Raw genomic sequence first — 10,687 nt, 5'->3', positions numbered from 1 at the left:
AGGTGGACGACTTTTACGCCGCCCGCAGCAGGACTATCCCGCCGCTACCGTGGTCGAATATTGCTCCGCCGTTCTCAGCGATCCGCAGCGTCGCCAAGCTTCGACCCAAGGCCTTCACGTTCGAGAACGTGCCTCACCTGGCCTCCGGTCACCGTGCCTACTTCGACTACCTGGTGAAGGCCCTGGCACTCCCGACCATAGCGAAGCCCGATGAATGGTCAGACGATGCCGAAAGGCTCGATAAGATCCTCGCATCCGGCCAGACGTTCGATCCCTCCTATGTCGTGAGCGTCCACACGCTTCTCGCAGCAGACTTCGGAACCGGCCAGAAGCGCAAGCGCCTCTTCATCACCGGCATCCGCAGGGACATCGAAGCCGAATTCGAGGCGCCTGCGCCGACCCATAGCGCAGAACAGCTGATGGAAGACCAGTGGTTGACCGGCACTTATTGGGACCGCCACGGGCTCGAGCGCCCGATCATGTCCGATGCAGGCCTCAAATGGCTGCGCAAGCACAACCGCAATCCGCGCGACCTGTTTGCCCCCCGGCTTGAGGCGCACCGAACGGTCAGGGACGTGCTTGCCTCTATCCCGGATGATGCGGCCAATAACGAGGCCGCGCCCCGCGAAGCAAAAGCCTACAAGGGCCATACCGGCTCACCGATCGATGAAGCGTCAAAAACGCTTCGCGCCGGCGATCATGGTGTTTCGGGTGGGGAAAATATGATACAATACAATGACTTAATCCCAATTCGCTATCGCCATTACACAGTGCGAGAGGCCGCGGCAATCTCTGATTTCCCGCACGACTACCGTTTCGACGGCACCTGGTCGGATGGCCTGAAGCAGATCGGCAACGCCGTTCCGTGCAATCTGGGCAAGGCAATGGGCCAGAGCCTGAAGCAGACGCTGCTGGCAACCTGACGCATTTGGGGCGGCCCACACGCCATCCTAAAATAGCGGAAAAATGCCAACCCGAAAGAACCATCCCGCATGACAACCGACCAAGCCTCGCGCAAGCAACGGCCGCGCTGGAAGAAGGTCATGATAGGCATCTGCTGGGCTATCGCCTTGCCAGCTTGCCTCGCCCTGGGAGCAGGGCTTGGCACAGGATACGCCGTCTACCGGACCTCGACCGGTCTTCCGGACTTCGAGCAGCTGACCGAGCTGCCGACGGGCACGACCGTCCGCTTCCTCGCGACCGACGGCACTGTCCTGCACTCTACAGGTCCTGCCTATGGCGAGTGGATCGAATACCAGCACATCCCGCTCGAGATGCGTCAGGCGATCATCGCAGTCGAAGATCACCGCTATCGCGCGCATCAGGGTGTCGACCCGCTGGCGATCGCGCGCGCCGTTCACTTTGCATGGCAGAACCGCGGCACCGGCCGGCGGATGCAAGGTGCCTCGACGATTACACAGCAGGTCGCGCGAACACTGTTCCTGACACGAAGCTACGACTTCCGCCGGAAGATCGACGAGATGATCGTGGCGCTTGCGATGGAGCAGGTTCTCTCCAAGGAGCAGATCCTCGAGCTCTACCTCAACCGTGTCTATTTCGGGGGAGGGGCTTACGGCATCGATGCCGCCTCGCGGCGCTACTATGGCCATCCTGCCACCGAACTCTCGATCGAAGAAGCGGCCCTACTTGCCGGGCTCCCAAAGGCACCGTCGTCCTACGCCCCTACTGCAGACCAGGAAGCCGCACTTGGCCGAATGAACGTGGTTCTGGAGCGAATGCGCGAAACCGGACAAGCGCCGGATGCCCCCAGCGAACCCGACGCACCCGCCTTTGCAACTGCCAAAGGCTCATCGCTGCGTACCTCGAGCCGTCATTTCACCGACTGGCTCGAAGACCAGATGGAAGAGCTGGTCCCCGAGCGCTTCGGCCGCATCGATGTCCACACGACCCTCAATCCCGACATGCAGCGCAGTGCGCTCGATGCCGTGACAGAGCAGGCGCCCGACGGCGCCCAGACTGCCCTCGTGTCGATGGACGAGAGCGGAGCGATCAGGGCGATGATCGGCGGCCTCGACTACGCTACGTCGACCTACAACCGCGTCACACAGTCCAAGCGGCAGCCTGGCAGCTCGTTCAAGCTGTTCGTCTATCTCTCTGCGCTCGAGGCCGGATACAGGCCGGACAGTGCGGTCTACGATGGACCGGTGAATATTCGCGGCTGGAGCCCGCACAACAGCTCTGGCCGGTATTCAGGCATGCTTCCGATGCGCAAGGCATTTGCATGGTCGCTCAACACCGTGGCCGCACGGCTGGGACAGGACGTGGGCATGACCAAGATCACTGGCATGGCTCACCGCCTCGGGATCTCGACGCCGCTGTCTGCAACGCCCAGCCTGGTCCTTGGCACATCGGACGTTCGTCTCCTCGACATGACACGGGCATATGCCTCGGTTGCGTCACTTGGGCGGACGGTTGTCCCTTACGGAATTGAGCGCATCGAGCGCGACGGCGTGACCATCTACGATCACGATCCCGGCGAGCCGCAGCAGCTCGTCTCTGCAGCAAATGCCGCAGACATGGTCACCATGATGCGCGGGACCGTTGAATTCGGCACGGGGAGGGCAGCCGATATTGGCCGACCTGCAGCCGGCAAGACCGGCACGACCAATTCCAACAAGGACGGCTGGTTCATTGGCTTCTCCAGTGGCCTTGTCACCGGCGTCTGGGTCGGACGGGACGATGCTCGCCCCATTCCGGGCCTCCAGGGCGGCAGGGCGCCTGCGCGCGCCTTCTCCCAGTTCATGCGCCAAGCCGTCGCGAACCGGCCCGCAGTGGTGACGCTCACTCCGCTCCCGAAGCCCAAGCGTGCGGCTCCGAATCCGGCAATGAAGACCCAGTTGCCTGACGCGCCGGCAGTAACCACGCGCGCGCCGGACATCATCGTCCCGACCATGCCTGCAGCGCCGGCCGTTCAGCCGCCCCCGCCGCCTCAGGAACAGCGCAATGCCGGACGCAGCAGGGCCATCAGGCCCGACAACTAATCAAACAGCATCGCGAGATTCCAAATGCCGCAATTAGCAAAAGTCGAAGCCTACAGCTCGTCGGACCATCTGGAAGGCATGCCCAGGCATTCGATCCAAGACTCGTTTCTCTTCGACATCCAGATGAGTGAGACGGCCGGAAAGGGCGGCAGCGAAATCTGCGCAGCCTTACGAACCCGCGACAATACCCAGATTTCAGTCGCCCTGGCGGACATCGGTGCGCGTTACGGGATCAAGAGTTATCTGCGGATCGCCCGCGATCACATGGAAGAGGTGATGGTCATGGCCTCGAAATGCGTATCGATCGCAGCGGGGAAATATGACCCTTTCCGCATGGCGCAGACCATCGTGAAAAAGATGAATAATTCCTACCTGCTTGGGCGGATTTCCAGAGAGTTCAAACGAGCAGGAAAAAGAGAATTTTACCTATCCTACACGACACCGCTCCCGACAAAATTCCGCGTCAGCAGACCCGGCGGCCCGGCACCGGAGGAAACCCACGACGAGGTTTTTCTCATGGGAATGCGAATGCGGATTGCTCTAGGTTCCTCGGTCTTCGAGTTCGTACAGGAACTTGCCAGCATCGCCATCAGCCAACACACGATGACCCGCTTGTGGGAGCGGAGCGAAAAGCGCCACGAAGATATCCATATCGCGCTGGTCGAAGCCTATCGGATCATGGAAGCTTCTTGGGCACTGACTACGCTTGCAGCTAATACCAACGGCCGACCAGGCCCTCACTATATCGCGGCACCATTTCTCGGCGGCATGATCATAATGAGCCGCAAGGAAATGTGGATGCCCTCGCACGTCAATCGATACGGTTGGCAGCGCAAATCGAGCCGCCAGTCATTTCTCAGCGATTGGGAAGACCAATATTTTACGCATGAGTCCTACCAGACACTTCATCTTCCCCACCCACAGCGCATGACCAACCGGAAAATCTACGCTGGCACTACCTTCATGGGGCGGAGCGACATAGGCAACCAAGATCGCGTGGATGCAATCGATGAATTCGAAAGGCTACTGTCCACGCTCGATCTCGATGAAGCGTGCCGCTTGATGCGTACAGGCGAACTCATCGGTGTCCTGCCAGGCGCGCAACAACTGAAGGAGCGTTTCCAGTTGCAAAAGGTTCTCGAACTCCAATCGAGAATACTCCCTCGATCTGACCCATCCGATGACCGACTGTATGCCCTGACCGCCCAAGGCGACGTTCTCTAAAGGGAAAGGTCAACAAACAAAGGTCCGGCCCAACTGCCGGGCCTTTTTTCATAACCCGAAAGGAATGCCATGGCTGAAAAGCAAAAGTCCCATTGGGACGTCGATCCCGAATACCCGCTCGATGACTGGAAGGCTGAAGTCGCAAACGACGACACGCGCCTTGGCTATCATGCTTGGGTGGAAAACCAGCGCGAGGTGCATGGCACCTGAGCCAGTGCCACACGCAAAGCGGTCGACGACATTTTGGCCAGCCTTGCCCCCATCCTAAAACAAAGCCGAAGTAACTACGCGAGGCCCGAAATGCCAATCGAAGCAATGCCGCACGTCCGGCACACAAAGAGCGCTTGCACCCTCTTCCGCATCAAGGGCTGGGAAGTGCGTCCGGCGCTTGTCGTCACCGCGATATCGGCGATCGGGCTTGTCGCCGCCTTTGCCCTTGAAAAGAACCTGTTCTGAGGAACGCCCAATGACTGAAATGATGCAGACGATGGATGGCGGTCCGTACGAACCCGACCACGAGAACGTGGCCGAACCCACCGAACTCGCTCAGGATCGGGCAATCGAAATTCTTGCCAAGACGAAGCAGGTGATCGCCTTTTTCGAGGCAACCAATCCGACCGGCCGATGGGACGAGGAGGGCTGCGCACTTCTCGCTCAGCTGATCGAGGGAGAGGGCGTACGCTTCGTCAAAGGCAATGTAGGTTCGTTCGTGATCTTCCCGGATCTCCAGGAGCCGGGCCGCCAGCAGGTAGGCTATATCAAAAGCAACCAGGCAAAGGGCTTCTGGCTGGAGATCGACGGCCACGTGCTCGATCCGTTCACGTTCGAGAGACTACAAGCCGGCGACCCGCAGCAAACAAAGGACTGGCATCCGTTGCCGATGGTGTTCCGGTCTATCGGGCTCCATGAACCGGCTGACATCGTGCATATCCGAACTGGCGATGCGCAGATTCTACCGCGGCATAATTCGCGGTATCACATGTTCAATGACTGGCTCGCGCGAGGCGGAGCCAGTAGGTCGAAGCTGCTTCGGGACCGCCCGATCCTGATGAACAGCGGTCTCGCGTCGATCGAGCATGTCTCGGTCTGGGCGAAGGCCGCCGGTCTGGCCAGCCTTGCAATCCCACCCGATGATAAAATCGCATTCAGGCAAAGCACCGAAGCCAAGCCTACCCAGCCTGAAGCCAAGGTCGAACGGGTTGCCGGGCATGCGGAAGAGAGCGAGGCCGCGGCCGCAAGCCCCACGAAGGTTCTGAACTCTTCGATTGAACTTCGACCTGCAATCATCGCTATTGTTACAGGTCTGGCCCTCGCCGCACTGTGGCTGCTCGTCGATAGGAGCTTGCTCTAAGATCAACCAGTTGCTCCGAGAACCAAAAAGGCCCGCGAAATGCGGGCCTTTTCTTTTCCGGATCGGGTAACAATGATCAGTCCTGATATTCGTAGGACCAGGAGCCAACATTCTGGAAATTACCACTGTTGTCTGGGCGGTAACAAACTTCAGTCCATTCGGTGACCCAAACCAGATCACCGTATGCGTCGGTACCGGTGCTTTGACCCGTCTGGGCCAGAACGAGACACACGCCATTCCGTGACCAGCAGTCACTCTTATGAAGGGGAGTCTCGGACTGCGGGTCATCGTAGGAAGGTCCATGCACCCATGAGCGCGGACCATAAGTCGACCTCACGACATTCAGGTCGCACGGCGATCCAGTGCAGGCCAGTCTCTGCGACGATGCAGGGGTGCCACCAGAGCAATAGCTGTTCGAAACAGTAGCACCAGTTTCCTGCCGCTTACACGACACAGAGCGTGTACGGTCCGACGTGTCGCCAGGACCATTACATCCCTCCCAGTTAGACCAGGGCGTCGTCTGCCAGTTGTAGGTGCAACCCGACCAGACAGCGCCGCTTTCGCTTGCGCTAGGCATGGGACCTGCTGTTGGATCGTCAATGCAACGCTGATGGGCGGTCGATGCAGGCTCAATCGCATCCATGTTCTGTCCGTCGGAGCGATAGCACCAGACCGGACGGTTGCGGGTCGCTGACGACGAGCAGGTGCTGCTCCACGAACCCCACGAACCAGCAACCCAGTTGTAGGAGCAGCCCGAATAATTCGCAGTGCTCTGCGTTTCGGAAAGCGGCTTTCCGCCGTAGGTCTCGCAATACTTCGGATCAACCGCGCTACCGTCGATGATGCAGGTGCCCGTGCGCGAACGCGTCGTATTTGCAGAGCAGGTAGACGCATAAGTCCAACCGCTCCACTGGACAGACGTCTGGGAAGAGCAAGCCGAATAGTCGCCTACGGTTCGAGTGCCGGAGGGCTTCGTTCCACTGCAGTTACTATCGGAAACGTTCGTTCCATCGGACCGGCGACAAGCAACGCTACGGGTCTGAACTTCTGCATCGGTACAAGATGCGCCCGGATCAACCCAGCTACCCGTGTTCCATGAGTACGTGCATGCCGAATAATCGGAGACAGACCGCGATCCCGAAGGCTTCGCGCCCCCGCAATAGCTGTCCGACACGGTGGTGCCTTCAGAACGCTGGCAATAAACGCTCCGCGTCTGGGTTTCGGAGCTGGTGCACGACGGGCCCGGGTCGTTCCATGTGCCTGTCTGCCACGAATAAGAACAGCCGCTGTAAACCGCGGCCGTCTCGCCGCCGTTTGGCTGCGCACTAGCAGACGGATCGTCGATGCAACGCTGATGCGCGGTCGATGCAGGCTCGATCGCGTCCATGTTTTGGCCGTCAGACCGGAAACACCAGACCGCACGGTTGCGCGTCGCCGAAGACGAACAGGTCGAAGACCAGGAACCCCAGCTACCGACCTGCCAGTCATACGAGCATCCGGTGTAAACAGCTGCCGTATCCGACGTTGCAGGCTGCGCGCTCGTGCAATTGCTGTTTGCCACCGTGGTGCCATCTGAACGAAGGCAGGAGACCGAGCGCGAACGCGTCGCCGATCCGCTACACGTCGAATTCCACGCGCCCCAACCCGAGGTCACCCACGAGTATGTGCAGCCGGCATAATTGGCGCCTGTCTGGCTCGCAGCAGGCTCAGGGCTCGCAGTAGGATCGCTCGAGCATCGAGCATGGGAGGTCGAAGAAGATTCGATCGCATCCATGTTCTGGCCATCGGAGCGATAGCACCAGACAGCGCGATTACGCGTGGCAGACGAGGAGCAGCTGTCCGACCAGCTGCCCCAGCTGCCCGCCTGCCAATCATAGCTGCAACCACTGTAATCGGCGACGGTCTGCGAGGTCGCTGGCTTGCCGCCCGAGCAATTACCATCTGCAACAGTGGTGCCGTCCGACCGCTGACAGGTGACCGAACGGGTCTGCGTTTCCGAGCCGGTGCACGAAGCTCCCGGATCGGCCCAGCCGCCAGTCTGCCACGAGTAGGTGCAAGCCGAATAATCGCTAACGGTCTGCGCAGTGGCTGGCTTGGCGCCCGAGCAATTGGAATCGGCGGTCGTTGCACCGGTCTGATCAACGCGGCACGAAACCGGACGCGTCTGGGTTTCAGAACTCGTGCATGATGCGCCGGGATCGACCCAGGAACCGGTATTCCACGAATAGGTGCAGCCACCGCTAAAGGACTGCGTCGATGACGTTGCAGGCTTTGCGACACTCGAACAGAAGCTGCTGTCTACCGGGCTTCCCGAGCTATTCACGCACTGCGCGGTTCGGGCCACGGCGTAAGTCCCGCAAAGGCTCGCCTCGTTCAGCGTGTTCCCGCTGCCATCGACCGCGCGATATGGCGATGTCGTCCACGAGTATTCACCAGACTGGGTCGACAAGATAGGGCGGACGAACACGACGTCCTGAGCCAGAGCAGGCGCTGCACCTGCAAGGAATGCCATCGAGGCAGCACCTAGAAGGATGGCTTTCTTCTTGGAATTCATAATCTGATTCCCTGCGCAGGAATGGGGCCGTTTATGGCGTCATCCTAATAATACCAGTGGCGCAATTCCCTGAGAAGCGGGAAAACGCTCGCATTCCAGTTATAGGACGGCAACCCATCGGGCCCAACGCCCCTATCGCCAAAACCTTAAATCTATCCTGCAAGTCGGCTTACGTGTTTAGAACGAAGCCGTAGATCGGGGGGTGAAGTCGAATGGATTCCGCCTTTCGACGATCCCATCCTATGATTGCCCGAAAGCACTCCTCCTTCCCGAAAGGACCCATACCTTGCGTAAGATCCTCACCTGCTGCCTCGTCTTCGCACTGGCAGCCTGCGGCGATCAGTCTCCCTCAGAGAACCCTTTTGCGGCCTCAGAAGGATCTCCTCCTTCAGAACCGGCTGCTGTGCCAAAAGAGGCAACCAAGCCCTTCGCCTTGCCAGGTCGCTACACGACGACGGCAGTCCGCATGGAGCCCGCCGGGAAACTCCTGATCGACATTGCACTCGACAATTCGTTCACCCTCGAGGTGCGCCGAGAAGAAGGAGGCGTCGAAGGAGTGTTCGAGGCAGCCGAAGGCAAGTTGATCGAGCGTGACGGTCATTATGTTCCAGAGAGCAATCAGATCACGCCAAATGCCAAGGAGCTGACGAAACTCGGCGATTGGAGCCTGACCGTTGATGACGGCCTCTGGCTTCAGGCCAACGGCGAGAAGTTCAAGCTCGAATCCCAGAAATTCTGATCATGAGGGACACTTCGATGACATATCCGACCCTTCCTTTCGCGCTTGTCAGCTTCCTGGCAGACATCTCGACGGAGCGTGCCCAGCTCTCCAAGGCAGCGCGACATGCGACCGTTATCGTCCATCACGACAAGTCGGTTCGATCCGCACGCGTCGAGATCACCGAAGACGCGCATTTCTCCGCCATCAGCGACAACATCGGGAAGCTTTGCGCGCAGGGTCCGTTCGACACAATCGCGCTGATCTACTCGACCGCCGGAGACGATCCGCTCGACGTCGGCATTCTCCTTGGCCACGACCGGGAGCCGACGATCTTCGAATGGACCTATGCGCCAGCTTTCGGGATCAAGCTGCAGGAGAATGACGAGGCAAGGTCAGCACTCTCCAATGCTGAAGGTCGGGCCTTGGCAGAAATGCTTCTCGGCAAGAAGGTCGAACCCGCGACGCCCTGATCATCCTGCAAACAGATCCTGCATGATGCGCCAGCAAGCCACTGTACCATAATCGAACATTGTGGCCCTGACGCATCATGTTCCGTCCAGTTTCACGACTTATCCGAAAGGCGGGGTTGTTTCAGTTTCCTTAACCATCCTATAATTGCGGCAAGGGGAACTTGGATCGACTGACACTGGACGGGGAAATGTATGCAACAGCAGTGCCGCGGCAACTTGGACAATGCCGCCGCCAGCGCTCTTCTAAGCTCAAAGCGCGCGATACCAATGGACAGGGATGAGGCCTCTCATCCGACCGCCATGTGCTGGGAAGACATTCTAGCTGTCTACCTTGCTGACCATCTCCAGAAAGCAGGATGGTCCAGAGCCGTGCCAAAACCTGCTGACCTGGGCTTCGAGGGTGGCCAATGGATGCCAACCCTCACGGTAGCCACCGCGAACGATCTGCACGCAGACGGCAAAATCCGGATCGGCAAGGTCAACCCGATCGGGAAGAGTGCTCACCAGTTGGCGACCATCGCCCAGATCGCAGCTCAGCACATGATCGAGCTGGAAAAGCGCTCCTTCATCTTCGCCCAGTATCTCAAGGAAATGTCCGAGAAGGCTCGCGAGATCTCGTCCGCTGAAGGCACCTTCTACTTCCGAAACATCAAGATCGACGAGGTCTATTTCCTCTCGGCCGAAGAGACAGCTGCCGGAACGCCGACTATCAGGGTGTGCATGAGCATCCAGTACGCCATCCCGCGTATCGGCGCCTTGCCGAAAGAGGATAGCTGCCCGGTGCAAGCCAACCTCGGGCATATCGTCGGCTTCGAGCTTTTCGAACGCCGCATCGCCCGCCAGCGCAAGGCAAACTCCGCAGCCAACTGAACCACTCGGGTCGCAGCCCGAATACGCCAGAAGAACGAGCCCCTCCTTCCGCCGAAGGAGGGGCTTTTCGCATCCATGAACCGCGATTGCTCGAATGAAGGAGCACGAGAATGGAAAAAATGACCCCGACACTGCCGCCCGACGCCCTGCGTGAAACCGCAGACCCGACGGGCATGCCGATACAACCGGGCTCGCGCGTGAGATCGTTCGACTTCCCGCTTGGATATCGCAGTGGAGCCGAGTTCATCGGTACCGATCTCGAAGGCCCCTTGGCCAGCTACATCGAAGGCACAGTCATCGGCATCGGTGAAATGCGCGAAGGCTGCCGCCGATACCGCATCCTGGCAGATCGCCGCATCGTCGGCGGCGAGGCCATCAAGCTTTCAGATGACGAAGCAGAACGCCTGTTCCTGCCGCCCGTGAACGGAACCCCGTGCGCAATGGGCGGACGAATGAGCAGCGTCTTTGTCATCGACACACCCGGAACCAATTGAC

General features: G+C 59.4%; 10 protein-coding genes. All 10 read left to right on the top strand.

Annotated elements, in window-relative coordinates:
- A partial coding sequence (locus KIH45_RS17045) for a DNA cytosine methyltransferase (protein ID WP_213177204.1) occupies positions 1-923 on the top strand: 923 nt, incomplete at its 5' end.
- A 69-nt stretch (positions 924-992) separates the two neighbouring features.
- The gene (locus KIH45_RS17040; protein WP_213177203.1) at positions 993-3,002 is read left to right on the top strand and encodes a transglycosylase domain-containing protein; all 2,010 of its coding nucleotides are present in this window, start codon (positions 993-995) and stop codon (positions 3,000-3,002) included.
- Positions 3,003-3,026: 24 nt separating this feature from the next.
- Positions 3,027-4,226: a hypothetical protein gene (locus tag KIH45_RS17035; protein WP_213177202.1), complete on the top strand. Its 1,200-nt coding sequence runs from the start codon at positions 3,027-3,029 to the stop codon at positions 4,224-4,226.
- A 69-nt stretch (positions 4,227-4,295) separates the two neighbouring features.
- Complete coding sequence (locus tag KIH45_RS17030; RefSeq protein WP_213177201.1) at positions 4,296-4,436, top strand: hypothetical protein; 141 nt, start codon at positions 4,296-4,298, stop codon at positions 4,434-4,436.
- A gap of 90 nt (positions 4,437-4,526) precedes the next feature.
- Entirely contained in the window at positions 4,527-4,682 is a 156-nt protein-coding gene (locus KIH45_RS17025) for a hypothetical protein (RefSeq protein WP_213177200.1), read from the top strand.
- 10 nt (positions 4,683-4,692) lie between these two features.
- Positions 4,693-5,577, top strand: coding sequence for a hypothetical protein (locus KIH45_RS17020; RefSeq protein ID WP_213177199.1), 885 nt, complete (start codon positions 4,693-4,695; stop codon positions 5,575-5,577).
- 2,840 nt (positions 5,578-8,417) lie between these two features.
- On the top strand, positions 8,418-8,870 hold the full coding sequence (locus tag KIH45_RS17015) for a hypothetical protein (protein ID WP_213177198.1): 453 nt from the start codon (positions 8,418-8,420) through the stop codon (positions 8,868-8,870).
- 17 nt (positions 8,871-8,887) lie between these two features.
- Complete coding sequence (locus KIH45_RS17010) at positions 8,888-9,322, top strand: hypothetical protein (protein WP_213177197.1); 435 nt, start codon at positions 8,888-8,890, stop codon at positions 9,320-9,322.
- Between the two features lie 192 nt (positions 9,323-9,514).
- On the top strand, positions 9,515-10,192 hold the full coding sequence (locus tag KIH45_RS17005; protein WP_213177196.1) for a hypothetical protein: 678 nt from the start codon (positions 9,515-9,517) through the stop codon (positions 10,190-10,192).
- Between the two features lie 110 nt (positions 10,193-10,302).
- Positions 10,303-10,686 carry a hypothetical protein gene (locus tag KIH45_RS17000; protein ID WP_213177195.1) on the top strand — a complete coding sequence of 128 codons (384 nt, stop codon included), beginning with the start codon at positions 10,303-10,305 and terminating at the stop codon, positions 10,684-10,686.
- The last annotated feature ends 1 nt before the right edge of the window (position 10,687 follow it).

The sequence above is a fragment of the Croceicoccus gelatinilyticus genome, from assembly GCF_018398395.1.
GTDB classification, from domain to species: Bacteria; Pseudomonadota; Alphaproteobacteria; order Sphingomonadales; family Sphingomonadaceae; genus Croceicoccus; species Croceicoccus gelatinilyticus.
The sequence above is the reverse complement of the archived record's forward strand: the minus strand, read 5'-3'. Positions and strand labels throughout refer to the sequence as shown.

Excerpts from the sequence above, each read along its gene's own strand:
- KIH45_RS17040 (WP_213177203.1), top strand. The coding sequence starts at position 993 with ATGACAACCGACCAAGCCTCGCGCAAGCAACGGCCGCGCTGGAAGAAG.
- KIH45_RS17035 (WP_213177202.1), top strand. The coding sequence starts at position 3,027 with ATGCCGCAATTAGCAAAAGTCGAAGCCTACAGCTCGTCGGACCATCTG.
- KIH45_RS17030 (WP_213177201.1), top strand. The coding sequence starts at position 4,296 with ATGGCTGAAAAGCAAAAGTCCCATTGGGACGTCGATCCCGAATACCCG.
- KIH45_RS17025 (WP_213177200.1), top strand. The coding sequence starts at position 4,527 with ATGCCAATCGAAGCAATGCCGCACGTCCGGCACACAAAGAGCGCTTGC.
- KIH45_RS17020 (WP_213177199.1), top strand. The coding sequence starts at position 4,693 with ATGACTGAAATGATGCAGACGATGGATGGCGGTCCGTACGAACCCGAC.
- KIH45_RS17010 (WP_213177197.1), top strand. The coding sequence starts at position 8,888 with ATGACATATCCGACCCTTCCTTTCGCGCTTGTCAGCTTCCTGGCAGAC.
- KIH45_RS17005 (WP_213177196.1), top strand. The coding sequence starts at position 9,515 with ATGCAACAGCAGTGCCGCGGCAACTTGGACAATGCCGCCGCCAGCGCT.
- KIH45_RS17000 (WP_213177195.1), top strand. The coding sequence starts at position 10,303 with ATGGAAAAAATGACCCCGACACTGCCGCCCGACGCCCTGCGTGAAACC.